Origin of the sequence: Halorussus salinisoli, from assembly GCA_005239435.1 — an archaeon.
In the GTDB taxonomy this organism is placed as follows: Archaea; Halobacteriota; Halobacteria; order Halobacteriales; family Haladaptataceae; genus Halorussus; species Halorussus salinisoli.
Genome location: ML241305.1, coordinates 207,784 through 234,413 on the forward strand (window position 1 = coordinate 207,784; position 26,630 = coordinate 234,413).

The following is a 26,630-nucleotide window of genomic DNA, read 5'->3' on the forward strand; positions in this document are numbered from 1 at the left end:
GTCGGTGATTTCGGAACCGACCCGCCGCTTCGCGGGCCGATCGCCTTACGTCTCGTTCAGGACGAACTCGACGCGCTCGGTCGCCTCGCCCTTCGATTCGCGGCCGGTTATCTCGACGCGCCCGAGTTCGCCGAGGCTGTCGACGTGGGTACCGCCGCAGGGGCAGTAGTCGAACCCCTCGATTTCGACCACCCGGAGCGGGTCGACGTGGTCGGGGATGAGGTCGAGCAGGGCGCGGCCCTCCTCGGTGCGCTCTTCGACCTCCTCGCGCGGGCGTTCGTCCTTGGTAACCGCGAGGTCGCGCTCGATGGCCTCGTTCGACAGGCGCTCGATTTTCTCCACGTCCTCCTCCGAGAAGTCGACTGGCTCGAAGTCGATGCGCGACCGGTCGGCGTGAATCTGGTTGCCCGCGGTCTCCGCGCCGTACTCGTCCAGCACCACGCGCGAGACGACGTGCTGGGCGGTGTGCATCCGGCGGTGGGCCTCCCGGCGCTCGGCGTCGATTTCGCCTTGCACCTCGTCGCCAGGTTCGGGCAGGTTCCCCTCGACCTCCGCGACGTAGTGGCGCACGTCGCCGTGGTTCTTCCGAACCTTCGTCACCGCGGCCCGGCCGCCGTCCCACGACAGTTCGCCGCGGTCGGCCGGTTGGCCGCCGCCCTCCGGGTAGAAGTACGTCCCGTCGAGGACGACGTACTCGTCGGTCGCCTCGGTCACGCTGGCTTCGAACTCGGTCACGTCGTCGGCGTCGGGGAGGTAGCGTTGCTCGGTCACAGTCGGCCAAAGGCGACCGAGCGGCTTAATCGATTGGCTGGCGGAAAAGGCCGAAGTCGAATCGCGTGCGCTCGAGGAAACCAACCACTGGGACGCGCTCGGCGATGCTGCAGGTCTGGGTGGACTGAAAGAGGCCGCCCGGTCGCGCAACGCTTGGTCGTCTCAGCGACCCCTATCCGCAAGGGAACGCGAGCGAAGCGAGCGTGACTGCTGCCGATAGGGGTCGCTGAGCGACCGCGAACGGGCGGGGCCTTCAACTCTGCTTTCCAATATCGTCGCTTACATCGACTCCAGCGATTCGTAGCGAGTGCCGGGGCTTTTCGACCGTTCGCCGTTACAGTTCTGGTCGCACCAGTAACATCAGTTACGTCTCGAATCCTCTTACGTCTCCAACTCAGTCGAGCCACCCGGCAACTCGTCGTCGGAGTCGCCCGAAGAGCGGTGTCCGTCGTCGCTCGTCGTCGGTCTGCGTTCGGTCGGTTCGCGGTCGGTCTGGGGGCCGGGTCGGGGAGTCGTTGGCCGGTTTCGCCACGGGCCGACCCTGTTCGCGCGACCGGAAGAGATCGCGGGTGGCGAGAGCGAACAGCGACGCGCCAAGGAGGGTCCAACCCACGGCGCGAGTTCGCTGGGCGCGCTGGACGAAGCCGTACCCGACGCCGACGAAGAGTATCGAGGAGGCTACCAGCCAGGTCAGTTCCATCGCTCTCCGGGTTCGGAGCGGTCGACGAATCGATACGTACGAGTGGGGACCATACACACGAAACCGCGGTGCGTAATGGCTTTGTTATGTACCGCCTGATTAAATTTCGCAACTTCCCCACTTCCATCTGGAAACGATTGTGCGGGCGGTAAAGAGTGTCTGTACCCGGTTAGGAACCCTCAACCGAGCGCAGTGACGACGACTATCACGCCCGCGAGGATACAGACGAGTCCGACCCGGCGCTTGTGCCGAGCGAGACCCTCCTCGGGTTCGGGCGGGACGTTCAGGAGGTTCGATTGGGTCCGGAGGACGGTCTGTGGAAACAGGTAGTCCGCGAACCCCCACGTAAGCAGGACGAGTCCGATGCCGAGTTTCACGGGGAGGGACATGGAGTGATACTAGTCAACGTTGAGCACGAAATAGGTTACTGCGGCATGGGAATGAATCAGTCGTGTTAAAGAACGTTATATATGGGTTTAGTAGTTATATTTCGTTCTCTATCGGAGGAGGTTGTCCACGAGCATCACTCGAAAACTGACGCTGGGGAGCGGACGCGTGGGTCGAACGGTCCGTGGCGCTGGACGAACTCGGTCGTCGTCACTCGGACTGAAACTGTAGAGTGTATCGAAGATAGTCCCGGGCGGATTCGAACCGCCGTCATAGGCTCGCTTCCGTAACGGCTCGTAACCCGCTACGTCCAAAGGCCCATATGATTGGCCACTACACCACGGGACTGCACTCGCTCTTGAAATCGAGCGTATCAGGTCGTAGCCTTTCCTCGTACAATAGTGTTACTTTTCGTCCGGCGGTCGGGAAACGCTGACGTTTCCCGCTTCGACGTTTCTGTGACACCTTCGGCGGAGGGTAATCACGTTTTTCAACGTATGGGCTTCTTCGGGTTTATCGAAGTCGCGGACGCGCTCGATGTGGTGTACGTCCGGATTTCGCCCAGTATCGACCCTCGTTCTACCGCAATTTTGGCACGTGTGTTCGTCACGCTCTAGTGCCTCCCGCCGAATCCGCCACCATTTCTGTCCATAACTGAGACTACCACCCTCCCACTGGTGGTGACTTTCACCAGACCTCTATGGTCGTCTCACAGTACGAACACGGCGTAGCGATGCGGTTTTCTGTGGCGGGATTTTCGGGAAGTAAACCGTCTGCGGATTCGACGCAGTCCGCGCAGTACTTACCCACTTTATTGGACGGGTAATACGGAAACTCCGCCCCACAGAATTGACACGTCCCGATTTCTTTCGCTCCTTTCCAGTTCCCATTGTTCTTGCCCGCGTTCGGGTCACAGTCGTCGCAGTAGTTCAGCCGTGATTTCGGGTCGTAAAACTCCACTCCACAGTCGTGCAGGTGCGGTTCGGGAGATTACCGTCGTGTTCGTGCCCGCGATGAATTCGCGCTCCCTGCTCGGAGTCGAACGACTTCCCGCACGTTGGACAGTCCATTAGGTGGGATTTGTGACTATTTCGCCTTCAAGTTTCGTATTATCGAGTGGAAAAAGCAGAGAGAGGACAGCAAGAAAGACTCCGCAAACCTAGTCCGCTTCGCCTTCCTGAATCAACTCGGCGCACATGTCCGCTTCGGCGTCGAAGCAGTCCGGACACTGGGGTTCGCGGTCGATGATAGTGTCGAGTCGTTCCGCGACGGTCTCGTCGATGACGCTTTCGAGCGCCTTCGCCTCGCTCGGGAACTCCTCGACTTCGAGGACGTTGTGGAGGAAGCGCTCGATGATGCAGTAGGTCTGGAGCGCCTCGCGGGCCCGTTCGATGCCGTCGTCGGTCAGCGAGACGCCCTTGTACTTCTCGTGGTCGGCGAGGCCCCGGTCCTGTAGCTTGCCGATCATCTCGTTGACGCTGGCCGGACTCACGTTGAGGCGGTCGGCCAGCGCGCCGGTCGAAGCCGGACCGTTTTCCATCCGCTGTACGAGGTAGATCGCCTTCAGATACTGGTCAGCAGTGTTCATTCTCGGGCCTCCATGACTTCGGTCACTTCCTCGACACCTTCGGCCTCTTCCTCCCGAATCGACTTCAACGTAGCGAGCAACTCCTCGCGGTCGAGCGCGAACGCCGTGTCGCTGGCTTCGATGGCGCCGATGAGGTCGTCGTAGAACTTGTACGCGGTCTCCTCGCCGTGGAGTTGGTCGTAGAGAACGCCGTCGAAGTCCTCCGGACCGGTCTGAGCGTAGGTTGCTTCGACCAGCGCCTCGACCTCTTCGAGCGGCACCGCCTCGGCGTCCAACTGGTCGATGAGCGCCTCGAGTCGCTGTCGGTGGTCGGCCGACTCCTCGCGGGCGTCTTCGAGCAACTCCTCGATGTCGTCGTCGCGCTCGTCGGGCGACAGCGTTTCGTAGTGGCGCGCCGCTCGGACTTCGACGACCTCCTCCAGCACGATGCCGATCTGGAGCAGGCGCGCGAGTTGGGTGTCGGTCGATACCCGGTCGTTGACGGTCATTCCGACCACCCGTGGCTGTACTTCGATACAACGGTCATTACAACACTGTCGGGAGTTGGGCGACTTAACAGGTTTGGTCCGGTAGCTATCGCTGTCCGACGAACGAAAAAGAAAGAAGCGAGATCTACTCGTGCAGTCGGTCCCGAATCCGCGTTTCGAGGTCGTCCCGCAACTCCTCAACCTCGACCTCTTCGAGAACGGGCACGAAGAAGCCCTCGACCAGCATGTTCCGGGCGGACTCGTCGTCCACACCGCGAGAGGTCATGTAGAACATGTCCTCCTCGTCGATCTGGCCGACCGTGGCCGAGTGGCTCGCCTCGGTGTCGTGGTTGTTGATGATGAGTTTCGGGGAGGCGTCGGCCTCGCTCTCGTCACTCAGCATCAGGGTGTTCTCGCGCTGGTAGGAGTTGGTGTCCCACGCGTCGCGCCCGACGTCTTGGACGCCCTCGTAGACCGAGCGCGCGTCGTCGTCCAGCACGCCGCGGGTCACGAGGTCTGCGGTGGTGTGAGCCGTGTTGTGCCAGACGCGGGCCGCGATGTCGAAGTGCTGGTCGTTGTGACCGAAGAACGCGCCGACGGTCTTGGTCTCCGAACCCTCGCCGTCGAGGTTCGTCTCGACCGAGGACTTCGTCAGCCGCGAACCGAGATTGCCCTCGACCCAGTTGACCGTGGCGTAGTCGTCGGCCTCGCCGCGCTTGAGCGTGTAGTTGTACGTCTGCTCGTCGAGGTCCTGCAACGACCCGTACTGGACGTGGCTGTTCTCGCCGGCCGCGACCTCTACGATGCCGCTGTAGTACTGCTCGTCCTCGACGGCCTGGCCCGTGTCCTGGCGCTCCAGAATCGTTACCGAACTCGACTGCTCGGTGACGACCAGCGTGTAGTTGAACAGCGACTGGGAGTTCTGCGTGGTCCGGATGGTCACGTCCTCGGCGTCCACGTTCTTCGGGACGTAGACGAGCGTGCCCGTGCTGAACAGGGCGGTCGAGAGCGCGGTCAGGTAGTTCTCCTGCGGGTCGACGACCGACCCGAAGTGTTCTTTCAGGAGGTCCTCGCGCTCCTCGACTGCGTCCGAGATGGGCAGGACTTCTGCCTCTTCCGGACCGACCTGGTCCTTCTCCTCGGCGGCGTTCAACGGGTCCACGAAGTTCTCGTAATCGAGCGCGTCGAGGTTGGTCCAGTCCCGACCAGGCGTCCGAATCACGTCGGGCATCTCCAACTCGCCGAGCGCGTCGAGCGCGTCGAGGCGGGTTTCGAGCAGCCAGTCGGGTTCCCCGAGGTCGTCGGATATCTGTCGAACCGTCTCCTCCGAGATGGTCTCGTGTACCTGCGTCGCAGTCATCCGAGACTCCCCTCCATTTCGAGTTCGATGAGTCGGTTGAGTTCGACCGCGTACTCGATTGGCAGTTCCTCCGTGATCGGTTCGATGAAGCCCGAGACGATCATCTGCTTGGCGTCGTCGTCGTCGAGTCCCCGCGACTGGAGGTAGAAGACGTCCTCGTCGCCGATTTTGCCGACGGTCGCCTCGTGAGCCACGTCGACCTTCGACTCGTCGATTTCCATGTAGGGCATCGTGTCGGAGGTCGACTCGTTGTCGAACATCAGCGCGTCACACTCCACGCTGGTCGAGGAGTGTTCGGCTCCCTCCGAGATGTGGACGAGACCGCGGTAGTTGGTGCGGCCGCCGTCCTTCGAGATGGACTTCGACTCGATGGTCGACTTGGTGTGGGGCGCGTTGTGGTAGACCTTCGCGCCCGTGTCGATGTTCTGTCCCTCGCCAGCGAACGCGATGGTGATGTTGTTCGCGCTCGCGTTGCGACCCTTCAGGATGGTGCAGGGGTAGAGCATCGTCGCCTTCGAGCCCATGCTCCCGGAGACCCACTCCATGCGGCCACCTTTCTCGACGATGGCGCGCTTGGTGTTGAGGTTGTAGGTGTTCTTCGACCAGTTCTGGACGGTCGAGTACTGAACGTGGGCGTCTTCACCGACGAACACTTCCACACCTCCGCTGTGGAGGTTGTGGCTGCCGTACTTGGGCGCACTGCATCCCTCGATGTAGTGGACTTCCGAGCCTTCCTCGGCGATGATGAGGGTGTGTTCGAACTGGCCCATCCCTTCGGAGTTCATCCGGAAGTAGGCCTGAACCGGCATTTCGACCGTCACGTCCTCGGGGACGTAGACGAACGAGCCACCGGACCAGACTGCGCCGTGAAGTGCGGCGAACTTGTTGTCGCTCGGGGGAACGCAGGAGGTCATGAAGTACTCCTTCACGAGTTCGGGATGTTCCCGAACGGCCTCGTCCATGTTACAGAAGACGACGCCTTTCTCCTCCCACTGCTCCTGCATGTTCTGATAGACGACCTCCGACTCGTACTGGGCGCCGACGCCCGACAGTGCCTTGCGCTCGGCTTCCGGAATTCCGAGTTTCTCGAAGGTGTCTTGAATCTCGTCTGGGAGGTCGTCCCAGTCGTCGGCTCCCGCACGCTTGTCCACGTCGGGCCGGATGTACGGGACGATTTCGCCGACGTCCAGTTCGGTCAGGTCGGGTTGGCCGGGCCAGTCGGTCGGCATCGGCATGTTCTGCCAATGTTCGAGCGCCCGGAGGCGTCGGTCGAGCATCCAGTCGGGTTCGTCCTTGTCGTCGCTGATGAGACGGACGACCTCTTCGGTCAGCCCCTTGTCGGACTTGACCGCCGCGCTCTCCTCTTTCTTGAACGCGAAGCGCTCTTCCGTGTTTGTCTCTTTTAGTTGATCTTGTTCGGAACTCATGCTATCACCTTACGCAGCCTCGTACACTTCGTCGCGGACCCAGTCGTACCCCTTGTCTTCGAGTTTCTCGGCGAGTTCCGCGCCACCGCTCATCGCAATTTCGCCGTCGAGCATGACGTGGACGTGGTCGGGCTCGACGTAGTCGAGAATCCGCTGGTAGTGGGTAATCTGGAGGACGCCGGTGCCCTGCTCGTCGCGCAGGGCGTTGATGCCGTTCGACACGTCCTGTAGTCGGTCGATGTCCAGACCGGAGTCGATCTCGTCCAGGACCGCGATGGACGGTTCGAGGATGGCGGCCTGCAGCACCTCGTTCTGCTTCTTCTCGCCGCCGGAGAAGCCAGCGTTGAGGTAGCGCTGTGCGAACTTCTCGTCCATGTCGAGCAGTTCCATCTTCTCGGAGAGAATCTGCTGGAACTCGGCCACGCCGACCTCGCCCTCGTCGGCGGGACCTTCCATGGGGCTGGTCTCGTAGCCAGCGTCGTCTTCTTCTTCGGTCTCGGCTTCTTCGTCCTCGAAGAGCTCCTCACGCTCTTCGAGCTTGGCGTTCAGTGCCTGTCGGAGGAAGTTGACCATCGTGACGCCTTCGATTTCGGCCGGGTACTGGAACCCGAGGAAGACGCCGAGCGCCGCGCGCTCGTTCGGTTCGAGGTCCAGCAAGTTCCACGACCGCTTGTCTTCCGGGACGTCTTCGTCGTCGAGGTGAAGCAGTACTTCACCCTCCGTCACCTCGTAGGCCGGGTGGCCAGCGATTACCTTCGCCGTGGTGGACTTCCCGCTTCCGTTGGGGCCCATCAGGGCGTGAATTTCGCCGGTGTTGACTTCGAGGTCGACGCCGTTGAGAATCTTCTCGTCGGCCTCAACGACCTCAGCATGTAGATTTTTGAGTTCGAGCGTTGCCATTGTTAGGTTCACCTAAGACGTTCGCAAAAAGGGGTGTCCGACGCATAATGCTTTCGCATTCTCACGTAAATGGCTTCGTAGAACGTGAAAAATACTTTTTGGAATGCGAAACACCACCACGAAAGATACGGGCGTCCGGAGTCGACGCTACCCGACTCCGGTCAGACGAAACTCCCGAGTCCGGTCTGCTCCTGGCCGGATTTCACTTCGTCCCACGAGATGTCGAGCGCTTCGAGGATGCGCTCGATGGGACCCTGGAGCGTCTTGTCGAGCATCTTGTCCCAATCGACCTCGAACTCCTCGGGTACCTGGTCGGCGAACTCGAAGCAGATTACGTCCGGGTCCTTCTTGAACTCTCGATAGAGGCGGTCCTCGCGGGAGTTCCCGCTCGGGTCGAACCCCTCCTCGTTCTCCATCCGTTGCCAGAAGTCCGGGTGAACTCCTTCGAGGTAGAGACGCTTGGGCTTGCTCCCGCGCTGGAAGTTGGTCCCGAACAGGAGGTTGGCGTACTTCGCGCCGCGGACCTGTGCGGTGTCGGTGTCGTATCCGTCGAGGCGCTTGCCGATGCCGCCGGGAATGCCCACGTCGTCCAGATTCACGTTTCCGGCTTGGTAGTCCTCGATGACGTCGTGGACGTAGTCTTTCACGTCGTCCAACTCCTCGCCGTGGACGATCATGTCGATGACCTGCTTTTGAACGTCCTTCGTGATGGGCGCGATGTCCGACCGCTTGTACTCGAAGCCCGTGATGTCGATGTCGTCTACGTCCTTGCCCTCCTTCCAGACGATGTGGCCCGCGTATCGCTTCTTCTTGCCCGCTTGGAAGAACCGCCGGTAGAGCTTCTCGAACTCGATCTGGAAGCGATGTTCCGCGGCGTTGAGTTCGTCGAGCGCGAAGTCGTCGTAGGCGTCGTTGATGTACTCCTCGATTTCGAAGGACTGCTCGAGCGCCTGCTCTTTGTTTTCGACCTGCCCGAGTTCCAACATGACGCTGTCGGTGTCTCCGTACGCCACGTCGTAGCCCATCTCCTTCGCCGTCTCCTGAGTGTAGTCGATGACGTCCCGACCGGTGGCCGTAATCGCGGCGGCCGCCTCTTTGTCGTACAGGCGGAACCGGTCCCAGCCCGACACGCCGTAGAGGCTGTTCATGATGACCTTCACCGCCGCCTGCTGGCGGTCGAACCGCTCGTACTCGCGGGTTTCGGGGTCGTGTTCGTTGCGCAGGGCCTTCTTCTCCTCGCGCTCGTCCAGCGTCTCGTCAATGATTTCCCGGATGATACCGTCGGGTTCCTTCCGGAAATGGGTGCCCGTCGGCGCGACGTACGTCTCGCCGTCGAACTCGTCGGGGTCCACCTTGGTCTCTGGCGAGGCGTTGATGGTGGTCATCGACATGGGGTAGAGGCTCTTGAGGTCCAGCACCGTCACGTTCTCCTTGACCCCGGTAATCGGCTCGAACACCGCGCCGCCCTCGAAGTCTTCGCTCTCCTGTTTGCCCTTCGAGGGGAGCGCGAACCGGCCGTGGGCCTTGTGGAGGACGTACACGTCCACCGCGTCGCCGGGCGTCGTGGCGTCTTCGAGTTTACACCCGACGAAGGAGGCGACCTCCTCCCAGAACGAGACGATGTCCTGCTTTCGGTCGAGTTCGACGCAGAGTTCCACGTCCCTGACGTTGTACTCCAGCAGTCGCTCGGGGTCGTTCTCCCAGAGGTCGCCGATGTCGCCCGAGTAGCGTTCCTTGCCCACGCCGAGTTCGACCTCGCCCACCGCGTCGAGGCGGTAGGATTCGAGTTCGGTGCGCTGGGTGCGCTTGTAGGCGTACAGCAGGTCGAAGACGACCCGGCCCTTTATCGAGGGGCCACCCCAGTCCGAGCGCCAGACCTCGTTCACCCGCGAGAGGCGGTCGGAGTCGAGGTCGTACTCGTGGGGACCGGCGAGTTCGTCGAGTCGGTCGAGGAGGTACGGCGCGTCGAAGTCGTCGGCGTTCCACCCCGTGACGATGTCGGCGTCGGTCTCCACGACGTAGTCGAGGTAAGCTTCGAGCATCGCGCGCTCGTCGTCGAAGGTCCGCACGTCGATGTCGACCTCCTCGATGGGGTCGTACCCCGTGAGGTCGTTCGGAGTATCGGCGTCGCCCTCGGGAGCGTCGTAGAGCCACGCGACGTACTCGTCGTCGTAGGAGTCGAAGGTAGTCAGACAGATGATCGGTTCTTCGCCCTCTTCGGGGAAACCCGAGCGGTCGTCTACCTCGATGTCGAAGTAGTGGACGCGGGGGTCGGCCTCGACTTCGACCGGGTCGAGTTCGTCTATCTGGTCGTGGAAGTAGAGGTCGCCGTCGTCGTCTCTGCGCTCGGGAATCCGAATCCCGCTCTTGACGTCCTTGTCGATGAGAAAGCGGTTGGGGAACAGGATGTCGGCCTCGTAGTGGTCGAACTCGTCGCGGACGTTCCCCACGTCGCGCGGCGTTCGACCGAATATCTTGGTCAGTTTCTCGCCGCGGATGCTCTCGTAGAGGTCGCCGTTCTCGTCGGTGGTCTCGCTTCCCGTGAGACTGTCGTACTCCTCTTCGGGCGGCGCGTCCAGCGAGTCGGTCGGCGCGTAGAAGTAGGGACGAAAGCCGACGACGCGGACGTGTTCGAGTTCGTTGTCGGGCGTGCGGCCGAAGACGTGGACGATCGGTTCCTCGTCGTCGCCCGAGCCTTCGATGGTGTAGTCGACCTGCACGACCGAGAGTTCGACCTCGCCGTCAGGGTCGGGCAGCCAGTCGTCGTCGCCGACGACCGAGTCGGCGCGCTGGTGGTCGCCTCCGGCGACCGCGCGGGCCTCGGCCTCGGCGTCGCGCTGGTCGTCACCAGCGTCGGAGAAGTCGGTTAGTGTCGTAGACCCCGAATCGCTCATGTATTCGGAATTTGGCGCTTCCGGCTAAAAACCCTCGCTTTCGCCGGACCACGGTGGGTCTCGGCCACCGGGAATCGTTTCCTGAATGGAAAGACATATAATGTGTTAACACTTACCACAGTGGTAGGTGACGCCAATGTCCGACCACGTCAACCCCGACGACGAGCTGGACCGTGCGGAAGCGGCGCTTCCGGAGACCGCCGAGACGGAAGCGACTGTCGAGTCCTACCAGACCGAGGACGGCGTCGTATTTTACGACGCGGACAATCCGTTGGCGTGGTTGAAGACGGGCGAACCGCTTACGCTCAAGGAACAAATCTGAGGACGTCCGGGACGAAGCGCTTTTGCTCGTTCCGTTTCGACTTTCGAACAGTGGCTCCCGACGATTCGAAGCGCGAGGACAGCGACGACCCGGTAGCCGAGTTGCTCCCCGAAGACCCACCGGAGGCGGAGGCCGAACTCCTTCCCGACGACCCCTCCGAAGGTCTCGCTCCGGATCCGCCGCGAGTACCCGACACCGCGACCAACGACGCCAGTCCCGAGCTCAAAAAGCAGTTCTGGTCGCTGGTCCTGATATTCAACGTCGCGCTGTTCGGAATGAGTTTCGGCGTGATGATACTCGGCTTCCAAGGCCGCTGGAAGGTCGGCGGCGCGATCTTCGCCGTGGGCGCGTTCGCGTTCGCCCGCGGGTGGCGGCGCTATCGGAAGGTGACTAGCGACTCCGGCGGTCCCGACGAAGAAGTCGGCGGAGAAGACGCCGACGAAACCCCCGATAAGACGACTCCTGACGACGAATCCACCGTGGACGACGAAACTCCCGCCGACGAATCCGCCGACGCGGACGAAGAACTCCAGAAGGACTAACCCCGCGCCGCGCCTACGACCGGCCATGCGAACCGTTCGGGACGATTCGGGAGCTCTCTATCTGCTCGTCAAGGAGTCGAGCGACTCCTGCAAGGTCCGCGACCCGGAGACCGGCGAGGAGACCTACCGCGACCGAGACGAACTCGAACTCGCCTCCGGCGAGTCGGCGTTGGCGACGACTGCGCGGGCCGTCCCCGATCCGGCCCGGCGCGTCCTGACCGCGACCCCCGACGAGCGCGCACTCGGCCTGCTCGTGGAACTCCGCGAGCGCGGCCCCCACTCGGTCCGACACCTCCTCGACGCCACCGACCTCTGCGAGAGCGACTTGCTCGGCGTCTTGACCGAGTTTCGAGCCGCCGGACTGGTCGAGGAGACCCGCGTGCTGGGCGAGCGCGGCTACGCGACCACGGACCGCGCCGACGACGGACTCGCGCTCCTCACCGACGAGTAGCAATATTTCTGAGTCTCGAAGACAGATATCTGGTTCTCGAAGAAACGTTTACCGTTCTCTTCAGTCGGCGGCCTCCAACAGCGTCTCCCGGCGCTCGACCGTCGAGCGGTTCGACACCGAGTCCTTCTCGACCCACACCACGTCGTCGGCCGCCGCGACTAGTTCGTCGTCGTGGCTCACGACCACGATCTGCTCGACGCCGAGTTCGCGCATCGAGTTGACGAGTTCCGCGAGTTGAGAGACGTGGCCCGAATCGAGGAAGACGGTCGGTTCGTCCAAGATGAGCGGCGGCATCGGCGCGGTGCCCTCGATGCCCTCCGAGAGCAGTCGGTAGATGGCACACCGAAGGCTGAGGTTGAACAGCGCGCGCTCGCCGCCGGACAACTGCTCGGGGTCGAGCGGTTCGCCGTCCTTCTGGTAGACGGTCAACTCGTACTCGCCGTCGAGTTCGATGCGTGCGTACGAATCGTTCTGGTACACGAGGTCGAACACCTCGTTCAGCATCTCCTCCAAGTGTTCGACGTTGCGCTGGCGGAGTTCCGCCCGGAGGTCGCCGTACATCTCCTGCAGGTCGGCGGTCTCGTCGCGGAGTGACTCCAGCGACTCGACGCGCTCGGCGAGGTTCTCCCGGCGGTCGCGCAGGTGTTCGAGTTCCTCGATTTCGCTCTGGATACCGCCGATCGTACTCTGGAGGTCGTCGCGCCGGTCTCGCAGTTCCTCCAACTTCACTTCGACTTTCTCCAGGTACTCCTCGGCCTCCCGCTTGTCCTCGCGGGCGGTCTCGACTTTCTGCTCGTCGTAGCTCTCCCGGAGGTCGCTCCGGCGCTCGCGTTTGTCTTCGAGTCGCTCCCGGCGGAGGTCGTTCTTCTCTTCGAGGCTCGCGCGCTTCTCGCGGTGGCGTTCTACGTCGTCCTCGGCGTCCGAAATCTCCTCGCGTACCGACAGAATCTCCTCGAGACGCTCGCGCCTGGCGTCGATCGCCTCCCGCTCGGCTTCGAGGTCTTCGACCGTCTCTTGGCGACCGTCGGCCTTCTCCCGGAGTTCGTCGGCGTCGGCGCGCTTGTCCTCGGCGTCGGTTTCGAGTTCGTCGGCCTCCTCGCGTAACTCGTCGGCTTCCTCACGCTTCTCGGCGACTGCGTCCTCCTTGTCGGCGACCAACTGCTCGAAGTTCTCGCGGCGATCTCGGAGGTTCTGGACCTCGCGTTCGGCCTCGCGCAATCGCTCGGCTTCCTCGACTTCCTCGGCGACGGCTTCCCGCTTTTCGCGCAGGTCGGCCAGTTCGGATTCCAGTCGTGCGACGCGCTCGCGGTCCTCGGCCAGCGAATCGACGTGCGGTGAGTCCTCGACCGGTTGGCCGCACTCGGGACACTTGCCCTCTTCGAGCAGTTCCTCGGCCTCGGCCACGCTGTCGCGGGCGCTCTGGAGGTCGGCTTTCGCGTCCTCGATGCGACTCTGAACGTCGGTCTGGGCCTCGCGGCGGTCTTCGAGGTGGGCGTCGGCGTCGCCGAACTCCACGGGCGCGTCCTCGAACGCCGCCTTCTCGGCCTCGACGTCGTCGCCCAACTGCTCGAGTTTATCTCGGCGTGCATCGAGGTCGCTGGCCGCCTCGTCGGCCTCGGTTTCCAACTTCTCGGCGCGCTCGCGCTTCTCTCCGGCGCGCGCTTCGAGGTCGTCGGCCTTCTCGGCCAACTTGTCGGCCTGATTGCCGAACATCATCGCCTGCTTCTCGGCGTCGTTGAGGGCCGACTGGAGGTCGTCGTCCTCGGCGTCGAGTTCGTCCAACCGACTCTCGATGGCGTCCTCGTCGGCCGAATCGAGGTCGGTCTCGGCCAGCAGGTCCGAGACCGTCGCTTCGAGGTCGTCGATTCGCTCGCGGCGTTCCCGGACGCGCTCGCCGTGTTCGGAACGCTCCTGCTCGGTCTGGCTGATTTCGCGTTCGAGGTCCTCGATGTCGTCGGCGAGTGACTCCAACTCCTCGCGCTTCTCCTCGTAGGTCTCCAGAATCTCGACGGCCTGCTGGCGGGTCTTCTCGGCGGTCTCCTCGTTGTCCTCGAATCGTTCGATTTCGCTCTGGGTCTCCTTGAGGACGGACTTGCGGTCGTTCAGACGCGCGTGGAGGTCCTTCTCCTCCTTCTGCTCGATCTGGGAATCGAGTTCCGAGAGACTCCCTCGCTTGTCGTCCAGGACGGATTTGACCCCGAGACGGGCGTCGCTGGCGCGCTCGCGGTACTCCTCCAGTTTTCCGAGTTGGAGGAGGTCGTCTATCATGTCCTGGCGCTGGCCCGGGGTCGCGTTGATGAGTTTGTTGACCTCGCCCTGCCGGACGTACGCGCAGTTGACGAACGCCTCCGAGTCCATCCGGAAGAGGTTGGTCACCGCCCGGCGCACGTCTCGCGCTCCCTCGATAGTGTCGTCGGGCGTTTCGAGGACGCAATCGGCGGTCGTCGCGCGCTCGCCGGTCGCTCGAATCCGACGCCGGACGTGGTAGTCGCCGCCGTCGTGGGTGAACCAGAGTTCGATTTCGGTCTCCTCCTCGCCGATAGTCACCACGTCGTCCAGCGTGCGGTCTAACGCCTTCGCGCCGTAGAGCGCGAAGAAGCAGGCCTCCAGCAGCGAGGACTTGCCGCTCCCGTTCAGGCCGTGGATGACGGTCACGCCGCGGTCGAGACGCAGGTCGGCGTCGGCGTAGCACTTGAAGTTCCGGAGGCGAACGCGGTCGAACTTCATAGGAACTCCTCCAGACTCCCGTCGCTCCCGGCGTCCGCCGTCGTCTCGGCCTCGACGGGTTCCGCCTCGTCGGTCGCTCGTTCGTCGGACTCGGCGGTGTCGGTCTCGGTGACTTCGGTCTCGGCAGTCGCCGAGTCCGGGGGTTCGGCAGCGGACTCGGAGTCGGAACCGGATTCGGCGTCGGAGTCGGACTCGGCGTCCGGCGCGGACTCGAACGCCGAGAGGTCGCCGTCCTCGACCAGTTCGCCGACCCGGTTCTGGACCGATTGGCGGACGTTCGAGTCGGCTATCTTGCTCGCGCGGACGGTCTCGTCGATGCCGCGGGCGGCCTCGCTCAAGCCGAGGTCGCGGACGCGCTTGCGCACGGCGTCGTCGGGGTCGGCGAACGAAACTTCGACCTCGTCCTCGTCGTCCTCGACCTCGCGGCGGTCCAGAACGCGGGCGACCAGTGCGCCTCGGTCCAGCGCGAACTCCTCGACGCGGGCGGGCGTGACCTGCTCGCCGTCGCCGTCGATTTCCACGATGGCCACGGCGTCTTCGAGGTCTCGCTCCCGAATTTTCTCGCGGACGCGGTCGATGCCCTCGCTCTCGGCGAGAGTCGCTTCGACGTACTCGAAGTCGCGGGTCGCGTCGAGTCCCCGGCGGGTGATGGTCGCGTCGCCGTCGAACTCCACGATGTTGTAGCCCCGGTCCTCGCGCTCGTCGGAACTGCATCGCTCGGTCGAACCGCAGTACGTGACCCACGTGTCGGCGACCTCCTTGGTGTCGGGTTTGTGGTTGTCGCCGAGCAGCATCGCGTCGAAATCGACGTTGGCCTCGGTCAACACCTCCTCGGCGTCCCAGTCGCCGATGTCGAAAGGCTCGAACAGACCGTGGCTCACGAGGGCGGCGTGGTTCCGGTCGTGGTCCGCGAACTGGTAGTCCAAGTCGTCGCGCTTGGACTTGGGTACGTGGTCGAGACCGTAGAACGCGGTCTCGCCGACGACTTCGGGGTCGTCGCCGAGTCGCGTGGCGAGACCGAGCATCTCGAAGAGGTCGAGCCACTGGCGGCCCCGGGTCCCCTCGTGGTTGCCGACGATAGCGAGAAAGGGGATGTCGGCGTCCCGGAGTTTGCCCAGAATCGAGATGGTTCCGTGGAGGGCGTCGAGGTCGGGGCGACGGTCGTGAAACAGGTCGCCGGCGTGAACCACGGCGTCTACGTTCTCGGCGATCGCGTCGTCGATTACCTGCTCGAAGGCCCGGAGGAAGTCCTCCCGTCGCTCGGGGGAGTGGTACTGTCGATACCCGAGGTGGGTGTCCCCCGTGTGTATCACCCGTGTCATCGATTCGTCGTTTGCGTCCGGGGCCTAAAGGCATTCCGTGACTCGTCGATCCGGAGCGGGCTTCCCGAAGTCGGTTTGCAGTGGTCCTGCTCGGCGCTGGTCATACCCCGGAGTGGTGCGCTCTGTCACATAAACGTTGGTCTGCGCGACTGGGTGTCCGAGACGTGCGCAGGTAGTCTCGCCGTCGGCATTTTCCATGTTGCTAAGGAAAATTGAAATGCATCTAAAGGAAACGAATATCTATCCGAGGACCTTACGACCAGTTGTCTAACCCGGTCTGGACGACCGACTCCTCTATGCGCTCGAACCCGCGCTCGACCTCGTCGGCGTGGACGCCCCACTCGTCCACGACGTACTCCCGGGCCGCGTCCAAGTCCGGGTCCATCGTGGCGTCGAACTCGTAGTCGTCGCTGACGGTCGGGTTCAGGAACAGTTCCCGAATCACGTCCACGTCCTTGTCGATGCTCGCGCCGCGGGCCTCCAGCACGGCCCAGATGTCGCCGCGCTCTTTGACCTCCTTCAGGGCGGTCTTCGGGCCGACGCCCGAGATGCCCTCGTTGAAGTCCGTGCCACAGAGGATGGCGATGTCCACCAGTTGCTCCCACGTCACGTCGTGTTCCTCGAGGGTGGCCTCGAAGTCCATAAGTTCGGGGTTGCCCTTGCTGGTCAGTTGGCGGAGCGTCAGCGGTGCCCCGAGCAGGAGGGCGTCGTAGTCCTCGGTGCCGCAGTAATCGACCGCACCGGTTCGGTTCATGTGCGCGGCCTGCGATTCGCCCTCCGCGGGGGCCTCGATGTAGGGCACGTCGAGTCGGTCGAACAGGTCGCGCGTGGTCTGCTGAATCGTGTCGGTCAGGCGCTGTGTGTGGGCGTCGAGTCGCGCGATTTCCACCGCGTCACCCTCCTCGCGGGCCTCCTCCAACTTCTCCTCTCGCTTCTCGCGCTCCTCGCGGCGCTGTTCGATTTCGGCGGTCTTGTGGTCGGTGACCGCGCCGTCGAAGACGAACACGGGCGTCAGGTCGTTCTCGAAGAACTTCGGTAGGCCTTGCACCACGCCGACGAGGTTGGCGACTTCGGTTCCGTCGTCGGTGGTGTATATCTCGTCCCGGGTCCACTTGACGGTCGTCGTGAGGTACTTGTACAGCCAGTTGTGAGCGTCTACGGCGACGACGCTCCCCTCCAGTTCGTCGAAGGGGACCTCCTCCAAGACCGCGAGTTGGCGTAAATCGGAGTTTCCCATTACCCGACGGTAGGTATCGTGGGGGTTTGAAAGCTACTGCTCGCGGTCGCCGACGCGAACCGAGACGATTACCGTCCCGTACGAACGCTCCGGCGGAGGTCCCGACGCTTTTCTACGAAGGTGAACGACATCGAGGTCGTAATCGGTAATGAACGACACCGAGGTCGTAAACGGTAACGTACCAGCATCCGACGACGTTCGACTAGGACTTTACTTTCGCGTACTGTTGTTCAGCGTAGGTATGTCTGACGCCGGGGCGGGAAGCGATTCGGACGAGAGCGACCAGAGCGGGAGACTCCCCCAACTGAACCAGTACTTCGACGCGCTGGCGAACGAACGTCGGCGCTACGCGCTGTACTATCTAAGCCGACACGGAACCGCGAGCGAGGAGGAACTCGCGCGTCACGTCGTCGCGCGAGAGACCGGACGGTCGCCGTCTGCCCTCTCGGAAGCCGAGTACGAGCGCGCGATATCGGACCTCCACCACAAGCACCTGCCGCGACTCGCCGACTACGGACTCGTGGAGTTCGACCCTCGAAGCCGGATGGTCCGCTTCCGAGAGCCGACACGGACGCTCGCGACGTTACTCTGGTTGAGCCAACTCGTGGAGGGCGAACGGCGGTCCTGACACCGACGCTTCTCTCTGACTCGCCTTCTCCCTGCTCCCTCTCTCCTCAGTCGCCTCCTTTCTACTCTCCCTCTCCTCAGTCGCCCTCTCTCCTACTCCCCGCGCTTCGGTAGGTCCTCCACCGCGGGGCCGTCCAACACCTCGCCGTCCATCGAGAACCGCGACCCGTGGCAGGGACAGTCCCACGACTGCTCGGCGTCGTTCCAGTGGACGATGCAGTCCATGTGAGTACAGACCGCGGACGTGACGTGGAGGTCGCCCTCCTCGTCGCGGGCGACCGCGAGTTGCTTGCCGCCGCGCCGGACCACCTCGCCTTCGCCGGGTGCCACCTCGGGGTCTTTCCCCCGGAAGGGCGACTTGGCCCAGTCGCGGGTGAACTCCCGGCCCACGTCGAGGTTCTCCGAGAGGAGGTCTCTCCCCGAGGCTTCGAGGTCGATTCGGTTCGGGTCGAACGCCTCGGCCCACTGCGGCGACTCGCCGCGCGCGAACGCCGCGAGCATCCGGCCTGCCGCGGTGCCGTTGGTCATGCCCCATCCGCCGAAGCCCGTGGCGACGTAGACGCCATCGGTGGTCGGGCCGAGTTCGCCCACGAAGGGGATGCGGTCGACCGACACGTAGTCCTGCGTGGACCACCGGTATTCGACCGACTCCACGTCGAAGTGGTCGCGGGCCTGTCGCTCCAGTTTGCGATACCGGTCGGCGGTCGAACCGCCCTGCCCGGTCTTGTGATTCTGGCCGCCGACGAGCGTCAGACTGCCGTCGTCGGTCGGATGCGGCCGGACCGAGAAGTAGGGCGACTCGTCGCGGTAGAACATCCCCTCCGGAGGGTCTCCGACGAGTCTGACCGCCAGCACGTACGACCGCTTCGGGTACTGGCGCGCGAAGTAGAACGCCGGGTCCTCGATGGGGAAGTGAGTCGTCAGGAGAACCGAGTCGGCGGTCACGGGCCCGCGCTCGGTCTCCACCCGGCAGGGCGTTCCCTCGTCGCGGTCCTCGACTCCCGTCACTTTCGTCTGCTCGAAGATGGACCCCCCGTCGCTCTCGCCGGAAAGCACGTCGGCGAGCGCAAGCAGGTACTTCCGCGGGTGGAACTGGGCCTGCGCCTCGAACTCGACCGCGCCGTGGGTCTCCTCGGGGAACGGCGGGTCCGTGACGAAGGTCGCGGGCAGGTCCAGCCCCTCGGCGACCGTGGCCTCGCGCCCGACCTTGGCGCGCTGGTCCTCGCTCGCGGCGTAGGTGTACGCCGGGAGCCGCTGGAAGTCGCAGTCGATATCGTGGCGCTCCACACGGTCGGCGACCTCCTCTATGGCGGCCGCGTTGGCCGCGGCGTACTGCCGGGCGGCGGTCCGGCCGTGCTTGTCGAGCAGGTCGTCGTAGATCAGACCGTGCTGGGCGGTGACTTTCGCGGTCGTCTTGCCGGTGATTCCCTCCACGATGCGGTCGGATTCGAGCAACGCGACCTCTTGCCCGGCCTCCGCGCAGTGGAGCGCGGCGGTCACGCCCGTGATTCCTCCGCCGACGACCGCGGTGTCGACTCGGCGGTCACCGTCGAGCGCCGGATAGTCGGTCCGTTCGGTCGTCTCCAGCCATAGCGATGCGTCCGTCCCCGGTAACGTGTCCCTGTCGCCCATTCTGAACCCCCGAATCGCATTCGGATTCGACCGCACCGCGCTTAACCCCGGTGGCCCTTCGGAGTGGATTTCGAAGCAGACCGCGGGACAGGTCGTCGGAATCGACGCCGACCGCCACCGAGCTACTCGGGGACGGAAATCACGTCGGGTGGCCCTTCACCCGCCTTCGCCGATAGAAACTCGCGCTCCTCGGGTGCGAGGTCGTCTCGCTCCCGGTAGACGTCGAGACCGGCCCGGTACTCCGCCGCGGTGCGCTCGGCGGGAACGACGAGGACCAACTCCGCGAGGCCGGTCTGATCGCCGGTGTAGCCGAACCCGGCCTTGTGGAGCGCGTGGTACGCGAAGGCGTTGTTCACCGCGATTTTCACCCGGTCGTAGCCGCGTTCGCGGAGCCTCCGGGTCGCAAATCCGGAGAGTCGCGCACCGATACCCTCTCCGCGGCGGTCGTTCCGCACCGTCACGTACCGGAGCCACGCCGTCGCCGCGTCGGTCCGGTCCTCGTTGAACGCGACGGCGGCGGCGATTCGGTCGTCTTCGATCCAGTCGCGGTCCCCGCTATCGTCGTCGCCACCGAGTTCGTCGCGCGGCGGGGCGTCGGTTCCGTCGCGCGCCACGGCCTTCCCGGTGTTCGACATCACGAACTTCCCGGCGTAGCTGAACTCGCGGTGGTCGAGTCGTATCTGCGGACCGTCCTCGGGCCACCCGACCAGCGCGTACTCCATGACGCCGATTTCGGTCTCGCGCGATAACTGTGCTTCGCTCGGGGTCGCAATGACGCGGTGAGAACCCGACGCGCGGAGGTGCGGCCTTTTTGCTTCGTCGTACCGTCGTCGTAGCCATGAGCCACGCCTTGGGCGACACCGCCACCTTCGACCGGGTGGCCCGGTTCTACGACTGGTTCGCGCCGACGCCCGACTCCGACGAGTTCCGGGAGGCGCTCGCCTTCGCCGACCGGGAGGTCGAGCGCGCACTCGACGTAGGCGGCGGCACCGGCCGCGGGTCGTCGGCGCTCGGCGTCCGCGAGCGAATCGTCGCCGACGCCGCCGAGGGAATGACCCGACAGGCCCGCCGAAACGGATTCGAGGCGGTCCGTGCAGACGCGGCCCGGTTGCCGTTCGCCGACGAGAGCGTGGACGCCGTCCTGGTCGTGGACGCGCTCCACCACTTCGGCGACCCCGAGCGAGCGGTCGAAGAGGCGGCCCGCGTCCTCCGACCCGGCGGCGTCCTCGTGATTCGGGAGATAGACCCGACGGCGCTGGTCGGCCGACTCGTCGAGGTCGGCGAACACCTCTACGGCTTCGATTCGACGTTCTTCCCGCCCGAAATCCTCGCCCGGCAGGTCGCCGACGCGGGGTTGGACGCCAAGTTCCGGTCGGCGGGGTTCGAGTACACCGTCGTCGGACGGGTACCGGACGGCGAGTAGCGACCCCGGGTCAGTCGAGCACCTGCTCGCCGTCGGGCGTGACGACCCCGGCGTCTCCGCGACGGCCGCCCTCGGACCGGTCCAGTAGGGCCCGCCACAGGCCGGGAAGGAATCCGAGCCACGCCAGACCGACGAGCGCGTACCCGCCGAGCGTCAGCGCGCCCTCGACTCCTCCGAACGTCGGGAACGCGGTCAGCCAGAGCGCGACCATCCCGGCGTTGACGGCACCGACGCCCAGCCACGACGGTCGGTGGGCGCTCTCTCCGATGGACGACCGCAGGTCGGCCGGTGTTTCGCGGAGAGCCACGACGACGCTCGGGAGCAGGCCCATCGCCAACTGGAGCATCCAGCCGAAGACCAGCCCTTCGATAGCGGCCGCCTCGATGCCGGTCGCGGGAACCGCCTCGGGGACGAGCAACACCAGCGGTGCCCACGGCACGGGGAACACCAGCCAGACGTACGCGCCGATTACGTGGGCGAATCGGGCGTCAGTAGTGCAACCGCCCAGTCGCCACGTTCCGACGAGATTCGCCAGTAGCGCGAGCGTCCCGACCACGTACACCCCGAGACCGGCCATCGTCAGCGCGTTCACCGCCAGCCACGGCCCGGCGACCAGTCCGGTCGCCCCGAGGGTCACCCCCCAGAACGTGACGGGTTTCAGCCGCGGGTAGCGCAACTCCGACCCGGCCATCTTCGGTACGATAGCCAGTAGCGTCCCGGCAGCCACGAGCGCGAGAAATCCCCAGACGTTCGCGTGGACGTGGGCTTCGATGCTCCCGAAGTAGCCGCCGGGACCGTGGACGCCCAACAGCATCCCGAACGCCGCGAAGATGCCGACGACGAGGAACCACGGCGCGACCGCGTAGTACCGGACCAGCCCCTCGTTCCGCCCGGCGGCCGACTCGAGGTTGGTCCGATAGACCGAGACGACGAGGAGTGCGAGCGCGACCAGTACGCCCGTGGCACCGGCCACGGCCGTCGTGGACGAACCGGTCGCCATTCCGACGAGGACGAACGGATAGCTCGCGTTCAGCGTCACCCACTGTATCCAGCGCCCCCGCGAGGGGACCGGTTGGCCGTCACCGACCGAGGCAACGAGGTTCGGGAGCGCGCCGAACAGCGCCTGCGTCATCGCGCCGATGGTGACGAAGTGGATAGTCAGCCACCGAAGTCGCGGGAGTGCGTCCACCGCACCAGTTTCGACGGCGAGCTTTCCGGCAACCGCCAGCAGGCCGACCGTCAGGTACAGGCCCGCCATCAGGAAGAACGGGTTGGTCCGAGTGCGCATTGTCTCTGTCACGGGCGTCACTTCGGGCGAGCGTCGGGTAGCACTTCGTGCGAACCAGACAGCCGCCTTCTAACATGTTAGACTGTGTTCTTAATCGCCCGCGGAGTAACCTCCAAACGGAGACCGACCAGATGCCACAGGCCAAACTCACGGTGACGCTCCCCGAGGAGACGTGGATGTACTCGCTGTCGAAAGCACACCCCGACGCCACCTTCCGGGTCGTGGCCACGCTCGCTGGCGAGGGAACCGGCGTCGCGCTCGTCGAACTGGTCACTGCCGACCCGGTCCCGGTCGTGACCGACATCGAGCGACAGGACGACGCCGACATCGCGCTCCTCTGGAAACACGACGACGAGGCGCTCCTCCAGATAGAGACCGCCGACCCCCTACTGCTTGCGCCGGTCTGGCAGGCGGGCGTTCCGCTCCGGACCCCGTTCGAGATTCGGGACGGCCGGACGACCTGGGAGACGACGACCACCGACGAGCGGTTGTCGGCGTTCGGCGAGGCGCTGGCCGACCTCGACGTCGAGTTCGACGTGGAGTACGTCCGCGGCGTCGAGTCGGGACCGGCGGACACACTTCTGACCGACCGGCAACTGGAGGTACTTCGCGCCGCGGCCGACCACGGATACTACGAACGGCCGCGGACCGCGACCCTCACCGAAGTCGCCGAGTCGCTCGGCGTCTCGAAGGCGACGGCGAGCGACGTCCTCCAGCGGGCCGAGGGAAAGATCATCGACTGGTTCCTCGGGGAGTACGCGGTCGAGGGCCACTGACTCGCCGAGCGTGCATCGCGGGAATCATAATCACGCAGTTCCTATCCGACGGCATGAGCAACGCCGAAGGGTTCCTTCGTTCGCGGGTGGACCGCTCGCCGGGCACCGCGCGCCTCGCGCTCGGCGACCTGCTAGTGCTCGCGAGCTTTCTCACGGCCGGGTCGCTCAGCCACGGATACGACCCCATCACGATGCCGGGTCGCGTCGCGGGCACGATAGCTCCGTTCCTCGTGGGATGGGTCGTCGCCGCGCTCGTCGTGGGCGCGTACGCGCCCGGTGCGACGCGCACGGTCCAGACCGCGGTCACGCGAGTGACCGGGACGTGGGTCCTCGCGTCCGCAATCGGACTGGCGCTTCGCTCGACTGCGTTCTTCCACGGCGACGCGCCGCTCTCGTTCGCGCTCGTCGTGACCGGGATCGGGACCGTCTCCTTCTCGGCGTGGCGTGCGCTCGTGGCGTCGCTGCGCTGACGGCGCGGAGGACGGTTCAGTTCGATGGTGCCTACGCGGTGACTCGACGGTACTCCAGGTAGGAGAAGACCGTGGTGTAGAGCGCGACTGCTGCGACGGGGGCCGCGACGAGCAACTCGGCGTAGGTCGGGACGAGCGCGGCCAGTGCGGCCACGACGCCCGCGAGTTTGAACAGCGGGGCGGCGCGCTCGTGGGTCCGGTCCCAGACCTCGTCGCTGGAGATGGTCCACGGGGTTCGGATGCCGACGAACCAGTTTCGCTCGGCGTGTTTCGAGAGGACGCCGACGTAGTAGTACAGCGCGCCGATGGCGGGTGCGACCGCCTGAATCATCTCGAACTCGTAGCCAGCGTTGGCGGCGACGACCAGCAGGTGGAGGTACGCGAGGAACGCGAGCAGGAGGACGACGAACGTGTCGTACTGGTCGCGGAACTCGGCGACGTTCTCGCCGAGCGGGTCGATTCGCGAGAGGACGGCGAACGCGGCGAGCAACCCAGCCGAGAGCGCCGGGAACGACGCGAGCGCGACGAGTCTCGGCGTCTGGCCGTCTATCTCGCCCGCGGCGTTCCAGTGGGTCGCCATCTCTGCGGGCATCTCGGGGTACGCGAGGGCGCTGAGGGCCGCCGAGGCCACTACGAGAGCGAAACCGACGACGTAGCTCCGGCGAATAGTCATATTACGGAGTTGTTCGCCGTCCGGTATAAAGCTGAGGTACAGCGGGCCAGCGGAGGTTTCCCCTACCTCAACCCTTTTGGACGCAGACGGCCTCGCATAGGGTATGCCCGTAGAGAGCGACGCCGAACTGCGCGAAATCCTCGGGATGGAGCGCGTCGCGGTCGTCGGGTGTTCGGCCACGCCCGGCAAGGACGCCCACGAGATTCCGAAGTACCTGCTCGACAACGGTTACGAGGTGATTCCGGTCAACCCCACCGCCGACGAGATCTTCGGGCGGGAGGCTTACGACTCGCTCTCGGAGGTCGAGGAGGAGGTCGAAATCGTGGACGTGTTCCGGCCGAGCGACGAGGTGTCGGGCATCGTCGACGAGGCGCTCGACCGGGACGACGCGGCGGTTATCTGGACCCAACTCGGCATCGCCGACGCCGAGGCCGCCGAACGCGCCGAGGACGCCGGGCGGCGGGTTGTACAGGACAAGTGCATCAAGGTCGAATACCAGCGTCTCGTGAAACGAGAGGAGTAGCGACTCGTAGCCCGACGAACCACTTTTCCCGACCGAGAGCGTAGAAACCGACGATGAACGATGCGGAACCCTCCACCGTCTTCCTCGATTTGGACGACACCATCTGCGAGCATCCCCGCTCTACGGCCGACCGACTCGCCGACGCCTTCGACAGCGCGGGCGTCGAACCCTTCTTCGACGTGGGCGACTTCCGGCGGTGGCTGGCGAACGTCAGCGCCGACACGACGCTGGAACTCCGCGAGCGGTGTTTCACCGGCATCGCGGACGAGCAGAACCGCGACCCCGACGACGCGCTCGCGGTGGCACGCGCCTACGAGGACCCCGACCCGACCACGGTCGAGTTCCTGCCCGGCGCGGAGTCGGCGCTCGAAACGCTCGGCGCGCGCTACGACCTCGCGCTGGTGACGAACGGCGACCGGGAGACTCAGACCGCGAAACTCGCCACGCTGGACATCGCCGACCGCTTCGACGCGGCGACGTTCACGGAACCCGGTGGCCCGGTCAAGCCCGACCCGGACCACTTCCATCGCACCCTCTCCGCGATGGGGGTTTCGGCCGACGAGGCGGTCCACGTCGGCAACTCCCTGCGCGCGGACGTAGCCGGCGCGCACGCCGCGGGAGTGGCGTCGGTGTGGCTCGAACAGTCGAGCGCGACGGCGGACCCCTCGCCGCACTACACCATCGACTCGATGCACGACCTGCACGAACCGCCGTGGGCGTGAACGGCAGTCGTCCGCGACTCGCGTGCTCGTGACGTTTCTCCAGCGGTGACTCCACCGGCGGTACGGAGACTCCTCTGCTCAAGCCTGACGTAGCGTTGCCGTCGGCCTCCGTCGTCTGCGCTAAAATACGAGAACAGCCACCTACCGCTCGTACCACTCGTTCCGCAATCTCCGCTTCGCTCCCGCAGACACCGGCAGACAACCCGCATCTTCCGAGCCTGCGGTCACGTCCGTTCCCGCAGACATCGACAGACGAACCGTGTCCGCCGAGCAGTCGCGCCGACGGCGCAACGACGCCAGCACGCGCCGAGTCGAAGGTGGCCGCCGTACACGCCATATATCGTTACAAATTGTCCTAAGAAATGTATATGAGGTTCGAATGTGGATATAAGTAATCCTACTGTAGAATTATCCTTCCCACTCCTCGAACGAGCGGTAGATGCCCTTCGAGAGATAGCGTTCGCTGGAGTCGGGGAATATCGTCACCACCGAATCGTGAGGAGCGTCGATTTCGCCGTCCCGAATCCGCTCGGCGACGTGCCGGGCCGCCGCGCTGGCCGCACCCGCGCTGGACGCGACGAGGTGGCCCTCCTCGCGCGCGAGACGTTTGAGTTCGTCGTGGGCACGGCGGTCCGAGACCTGTAGCACCTCGTCTACGAGGTCGGGGTCGAACAGTTCGTTCGTGGCGGGGTCGTGGGTGCCGATGCCCTCGATTTTGTACTCGGCTTCCGCCACGTCCTCGCCCTTGGTCGCGGAGTAGAGCGACCCCTCGGGTTCGACCGCCGTGACGTGAGTGTCGGGGTCCTGCTCCAGCGCGTACTCCGCGATGCCCATCAGCGTGCCCGCGGTGCCGCATCCCGCGACGACCGCGCCGACCTCGCCGTCGAGCGCCTCGAATATCTCCGGTCCCGTCGTCTCGTAGTGGGCCTCGACGTTCAGGGGGTTCGAGAACTGCTGTGGCACCACGGCGTCGTCCATCTCCTCGGCGAGTTGGTGGGCGCGGTCGATGGCACCGCCCATCCCGTCTTCGGTCGGGGTGTTGATGACCTCCGCGCCGAGCGCGTCCATCAACTGCTGTTTCTCGACGCTGAACCGCTCGGGGACGACGAAGACCGCGTCGACGCCCAACTGCCCCGCGGCGATGGCGAACCCGATGCCGGTGTTGCCCGCGGTCGGTTCGATTACGGTGCCGCCTCGCTCCAGCTCGCCGCGTTCGAGCATCCGTTCGACCATGTACTTGCCGATGCGGTCTTTGACGCTCGCGCCGGGGTTGAACGACTCCAGTTTGGCGTACACCGGCACCTCGTCAGGTGCCGCCTCCACGCCGACGAGTGGGGTCTCGCCCACCGCGTCCAGCACGGAACCGAGTGGCGTCCGGTGGTCTGTCATCGGGTAGGCAAA

At 64.7% G+C, this 26,630-nt stretch carries 27 protein-coding genes and 1 tRNA gene; 9 read left to right on the plus strand and 19 right to left on the minus strand.

Annotated features, from left to right (window positions below):
- Window positions 1-45: 45 nt before the first annotated feature.
- The 11 genes from E2484_RS01100 to E2484_RS01150 all read right to left on the minus strand — a co-directional run bounded on the left by E2484_RS01100 (window position 46) and on the right by E2484_RS01150 (window position 10,494).
- Window positions 46-771 (minus strand): alanyl-tRNA editing protein, encoded by a 726-nt coding sequence (locus E2484_RS01100; protein ID WP_137283381.1) that lies wholly within the window; start codon window positions 769-771, stop codon window positions 46-48.
- 394 nt (window positions 772-1,165) lie between these two features.
- Window positions 1,166-1,471 (minus strand): hypothetical protein, encoded by a 306-nt coding sequence (locus E2484_RS01105; protein ID WP_137283382.1) that lies wholly within the window; start codon window positions 1,469-1,471, stop codon window positions 1,166-1,168.
- Window positions 1,472-1,650: 179 nt separating this feature from the next.
- On the minus strand, window positions 1,651-1,860 hold the full coding sequence (locus E2484_RS01110) for a DUF2065 domain-containing protein (RefSeq protein WP_137283383.1): 210 nt from the start codon (window positions 1,858-1,860) through the stop codon (window positions 1,651-1,653).
- 242 nt (window positions 1,861-2,102) lie between these two features.
- Window positions 2,103-2,206 (minus strand) — tRNA-Gln (locus tag E2484_RS01115).
- A 56-nt stretch (window positions 2,207-2,262) separates the two neighbouring features.
- Window positions 2,263-2,490 carry an HNH endonuclease gene (locus E2484_RS26245; RefSeq protein WP_321111798.1) on the minus strand — a complete coding sequence of 76 codons (228 nt, stop codon included), beginning with the start codon at window positions 2,488-2,490 and terminating at the stop codon, window positions 2,263-2,265.
- 527 nt (window positions 2,491-3,017) lie between these two features.
- Entirely contained in the window at window positions 3,018-3,446 is a 429-nt protein-coding gene (locus E2484_RS01125) for a metal-dependent transcriptional regulator (RefSeq protein WP_137283384.1), read from the minus strand.
- Entirely contained in the window at window positions 3,443-3,934 is a 492-nt protein-coding gene (locus E2484_RS01130; RefSeq protein ID WP_137283385.1) for a ferritin-like domain-containing protein, read from the minus strand. The genes E2484_RS01125 and E2484_RS01130 overlap by 4 nt, the downstream gene beginning before the upstream one ends.
- Window positions 3,935-4,058: 124 nt before the next feature.
- Complete coding sequence (gene sufD, locus E2484_RS01135; protein ID WP_137283386.1) at window positions 4,059-5,273, minus strand: Fe-S cluster assembly protein SufD; 1,215 nt, start codon at window positions 5,271-5,273, stop codon at window positions 4,059-4,061.
- Window positions 5,270-6,700 (minus strand): Fe-S cluster assembly protein SufB, encoded by a 1,431-nt coding sequence (gene sufB / locus E2484_RS01140; protein ID WP_137283387.1) that lies wholly within the window; start codon window positions 6,698-6,700, stop codon window positions 5,270-5,272. Before sufB ends, sufD begins: the two co-directional genes overlap by 4 nt.
- A gap of 9 nt (window positions 6,701-6,709) precedes the next feature.
- The gene (locus E2484_RS01145) at window positions 6,710-7,600 is read right to left on the minus strand and encodes an ABC transporter ATP-binding protein (RefSeq protein WP_137283388.1); all 891 of its coding nucleotides are present in this window, start codon (window positions 7,598-7,600) and stop codon (window positions 6,710-6,712) included.
- A 161-nt stretch (window positions 7,601-7,761) separates the two neighbouring features.
- Window positions 7,762-10,494: a DNA-directed DNA polymerase gene (locus tag E2484_RS01150; protein ID WP_137283389.1), complete on the minus strand. Its 2,733-nt coding sequence runs from the start codon at window positions 10,492-10,494 to the stop codon at window positions 7,762-7,764.
- Window positions 10,495-10,630: 136 nt separating this feature from the next.
- On the opposite strand from E2484_RS01150, the gene E2484_RS01155 reads away from it, so the two are divergent.
- Genes E2484_RS01155 through E2484_RS01165 form a run of 3 tightly spaced genes read left to right on the plus strand, consistent with a single transcriptional unit; the run spans window position 10,631 to window position 11,809 of the window.
- A complete protein-coding gene (locus tag E2484_RS01155; protein WP_137283390.1) occupies window positions 10,631-10,816 on the plus strand; it encodes a DUF7331 family protein in 186 nt (61 codons plus the stop codon).
- A gap of 50 nt (window positions 10,817-10,866) precedes the next feature.
- A complete protein-coding gene (locus tag E2484_RS01160) occupies window positions 10,867-11,358 on the plus strand; it encodes a DUF7322 domain-containing protein (protein WP_137283391.1) in 492 nt (163 codons plus the stop codon).
- A gap of 25 nt (window positions 11,359-11,383) precedes the next feature.
- Window positions 11,384-11,809, plus strand: a complete 426-nt coding sequence (locus E2484_RS01165; protein WP_137283392.1) for a DUF7346 family protein — start codon at window positions 11,384-11,386, stop codon at window positions 11,807-11,809.
- A gap of 60 nt (window positions 11,810-11,869) precedes the next feature.
- On the opposite strand, the gene rad50 is transcribed toward E2484_RS01165, so the two are convergent.
- The 3 genes from rad50 to fen all read right to left on the minus strand — a co-directional run bounded on the left by rad50 (window position 11,870) and on the right by fen (window position 17,095).
- On the minus strand, window positions 11,870-14,536 hold the full coding sequence (gene rad50 / locus E2484_RS01170) for a DNA double-strand break repair ATPase Rad50 (protein ID WP_137283393.1): 2,667 nt from the start codon (window positions 14,534-14,536) through the stop codon (window positions 11,870-11,872).
- Window positions 14,533-15,858 (minus strand): DNA double-strand break repair protein Mre11, encoded by a 1,326-nt coding sequence (gene mre11, locus E2484_RS01175; RefSeq protein ID WP_137283394.1) that lies wholly within the window; start codon window positions 15,856-15,858, stop codon window positions 14,533-14,535. Before mre11 ends, rad50 begins: the two co-directional genes overlap by 4 nt.
- A gap of 253 nt (window positions 15,859-16,111) precedes the next feature.
- Window positions 16,112-17,095 carry a flap endonuclease-1 gene (fen, locus tag E2484_RS01180; protein WP_137283395.1) on the minus strand — a complete coding sequence of 328 codons (984 nt, stop codon included), beginning with the start codon at window positions 17,093-17,095 and terminating at the stop codon, window positions 16,112-16,114.
- 241 nt (window positions 17,096-17,336) lie between these two features.
- On the opposite strand from fen, the gene E2484_RS01185 reads away from it, so the two are divergent.
- Window positions 17,337-17,723 (plus strand): DUF7344 domain-containing protein, encoded by a 387-nt coding sequence (locus E2484_RS01185; RefSeq protein WP_137283396.1) that lies wholly within the window; start codon window positions 17,337-17,339, stop codon window positions 17,721-17,723.
- Between the two features lie 92 nt (window positions 17,724-17,815).
- Here the strand turns inward: E2484_RS01185 and E2484_RS01190 are convergent, their stop codons facing one another.
- Both E2484_RS01190 and E2484_RS01195 read right to left on the minus strand, forming a co-directional pair.
- Complete coding sequence (locus E2484_RS01190) at window positions 17,816-19,354, minus strand: FAD-dependent oxidoreductase (RefSeq protein WP_137283397.1); 1,539 nt, start codon at window positions 19,352-19,354, stop codon at window positions 17,816-17,818.
- A gap of 122 nt (window positions 19,355-19,476) precedes the next feature.
- Complete coding sequence (locus E2484_RS01195) at window positions 19,477-20,076, minus strand: GNAT family N-acetyltransferase (protein WP_137283398.1); 600 nt, start codon at window positions 20,074-20,076, stop codon at window positions 19,477-19,479.
- Between the two features lie 116 nt (window positions 20,077-20,192).
- On the opposite strand from E2484_RS01195, the gene E2484_RS01200 reads away from it, so the two are divergent.
- Window positions 20,193-20,777 carry a class I SAM-dependent methyltransferase gene (locus E2484_RS01200; RefSeq protein WP_137283399.1) on the plus strand — a complete coding sequence of 195 codons (585 nt, stop codon included), beginning with the start codon at window positions 20,193-20,195 and terminating at the stop codon, window positions 20,775-20,777.
- A 10-nt stretch (window positions 20,778-20,787) separates the two neighbouring features.
- Here the strand turns inward: E2484_RS01200 and E2484_RS01205 are convergent, their stop codons facing one another.
- Window positions 20,788-22,077 carry a hypothetical protein gene (locus E2484_RS01205; protein ID WP_321111388.1) on the minus strand — a complete coding sequence of 430 codons (1,290 nt, stop codon included), beginning with the start codon at window positions 22,075-22,077 and terminating at the stop codon, window positions 20,788-20,790.
- 119 nt (window positions 22,078-22,196) lie between these two features.
- On the opposite strand from E2484_RS01205, the gene E2484_RS01210 reads away from it, so the two are divergent.
- The gene (locus E2484_RS01210) at window positions 22,197-22,841 is read left to right on the plus strand and encodes a helix-turn-helix domain-containing protein (RefSeq protein WP_137283400.1); all 645 of its coding nucleotides are present in this window, start codon (window positions 22,197-22,199) and stop codon (window positions 22,839-22,841) included.
- Window positions 22,842-22,894: 53 nt separating this feature from the next.
- Window positions 22,895-23,311, plus strand: a complete 417-nt coding sequence (locus E2484_RS01215) for a DUF3054 domain-containing protein (protein WP_137283401.1) — start codon at window positions 22,895-22,897, stop codon at window positions 23,309-23,311.
- A gap of 31 nt (window positions 23,312-23,342) precedes the next feature.
- Here E2484_RS01215 and E2484_RS01220 read toward each other — a convergent pair whose 3' ends face one another.
- Window positions 23,343-23,984: an SdpI family protein gene (locus E2484_RS01220; RefSeq protein ID WP_137283402.1), complete on the minus strand. Its 642-nt coding sequence runs from the start codon at window positions 23,982-23,984 to the stop codon at window positions 23,343-23,345.
- Between the two features lie 103 nt (window positions 23,985-24,087).
- Between E2484_RS01220 and E2484_RS01225 the strand changes: the two genes are divergently transcribed.
- Entirely contained in the window at window positions 24,088-24,507 is a 420-nt protein-coding gene (locus tag E2484_RS01225) for a CoA-binding protein (RefSeq protein ID WP_137283403.1), read from the plus strand.
- Window positions 24,508-24,560: 53 nt separating this feature from the next.
- Window positions 24,561-25,229: an HAD family hydrolase gene (locus tag E2484_RS01230; RefSeq protein ID WP_137283404.1), complete on the plus strand. Its 669-nt coding sequence runs from the start codon at window positions 24,561-24,563 to the stop codon at window positions 25,227-25,229.
- Window positions 25,230-25,637: 408 nt separating this feature from the next.
- Here E2484_RS01230 and E2484_RS01235 read toward each other — a convergent pair whose 3' ends face one another.
- Window positions 25,638-26,618 carry a PLP-dependent cysteine synthase family protein gene (locus tag E2484_RS01235; protein ID WP_137283405.1) on the minus strand — a complete coding sequence of 327 codons (981 nt, stop codon included), beginning with the start codon at window positions 26,616-26,618 and terminating at the stop codon, window positions 25,638-25,640.
- Window positions 26,619-26,630: the final 12 nt, after the last annotated feature.

Coding starts and splice junctions, on each gene's coding strand:
- E2484_RS01155 (WP_137283390.1), top strand. CDS start 10,631: ATGTCCGACCACGTCAACCCCGACGACGAGCTGGACCGTGCGGAAGCG.
- E2484_RS01165 (WP_137283392.1), top strand. CDS start 11,384: ATGCGAACCGTTCGGGACGATTCGGGAGCTCTCTATCTGCTCGTCAAG.
- E2484_RS01185 (WP_137283396.1), top strand. CDS start 17,337: ATGTCTGACGCCGGGGCGGGAAGCGATTCGGACGAGAGCGACCAGAGC.
- E2484_RS01235 (WP_137283405.1), bottom strand. CDS start 26,618: ATGACAGACCACCGGACGCCACTCGGTTCCGTGCTGGACGCGGTGGGC.
- E2484_RS01125 (WP_137283384.1), bottom strand. CDS start 3,446: ATGAACACTGCTGACCAGTATCTGAAGGCGATCTACCTCGTACAGCGG.
- E2484_RS01220 (WP_137283402.1), bottom strand. CDS start 23,984: ATGACTATTCGCCGGAGCTACGTCGTCGGTTTCGCTCTCGTAGTGGCC.
- E2484_RS01225 (WP_137283403.1), top strand. CDS start 24,088: ATGCCCGTAGAGAGCGACGCCGAACTGCGCGAAATCCTCGGGATGGAG.
- E2484_RS01230 (WP_137283404.1), top strand. CDS start 24,561: ATGAACGATGCGGAACCCTCCACCGTCTTCCTCGATTTGGACGACACC.
- sufD (WP_137283386.1), bottom strand. CDS start 5,273: ATGACTGCGACGCAGGTACACGAGACCATCTCGGAGGAGACGGTTCGA.
- E2484_RS01200 (WP_137283399.1), top strand. CDS start 20,193: ATGAGCCACGCCTTGGGCGACACCGCCACCTTCGACCGGGTGGCCCGG.
- sufB (WP_137283387.1), bottom strand. CDS start 6,700: ATGAGTTCCGAACAAGATCAACTAAAAGAGACAAACACGGAAGAGCGC.
- fen (WP_137283395.1), bottom strand. CDS start 17,095: ATGGGAAACTCCGATTTACGCCAACTCGCGGTCTTGGAGGAGGTCCCC.
- E2484_RS01190 (WP_137283397.1), bottom strand. CDS start 19,354: ATGGGCGACAGGGACACGTTACCGGGGACGGACGCATCGCTATGGCTG.
- E2484_RS01105 (WP_137283382.1), bottom strand. CDS start 1,471: ATGGAACTGACCTGGCTGGTAGCCTCCTCGATACTCTTCGTCGGCGTC.
- mre11 (WP_137283394.1), bottom strand. CDS start 15,858: ATGACACGGGTGATACACACGGGGGACACCCACCTCGGGTATCGACAG.
- E2484_RS01215 (WP_137283401.1), top strand. CDS start 22,895: ATGAGCAACGCCGAAGGGTTCCTTCGTTCGCGGGTGGACCGCTCGCCG.
- E2484_RS01145 (WP_137283388.1), bottom strand. CDS start 7,600: ATGGCAACGCTCGAACTCAAAAATCTACATGCTGAGGTCGTTGAGGCC.
- E2484_RS01130 (WP_137283385.1), bottom strand. CDS start 3,934: ATGACCGTCAACGACCGGGTATCGACCGACACCCAACTCGCGCGCCTG.
- E2484_RS01150 (WP_137283389.1), bottom strand. CDS start 10,494: ATGAGCGATTCGGGGTCTACGACACTAACCGACTTCTCCGACGCTGGT.
- rad50 (WP_137283393.1), bottom strand. CDS start 14,536: ATGAAGTTCGACCGCGTTCGCCTCCGGAACTTCAAGTGCTACGCCGAC.
- E2484_RS01210 (WP_137283400.1), top strand. CDS start 22,197: ATGCCACAGGCCAAACTCACGGTGACGCTCCCCGAGGAGACGTGGATG.
- E2484_RS01195 (WP_137283398.1), bottom strand. CDS start 20,076: ATGGAGTACGCGCTGGTCGGGTGGCCCGAGGACGGTCCGCAGATACGA.
- E2484_RS01110 (WP_137283383.1), bottom strand. CDS start 1,860: ATGTCCCTCCCCGTGAAACTCGGCATCGGACTCGTCCTGCTTACGTGG.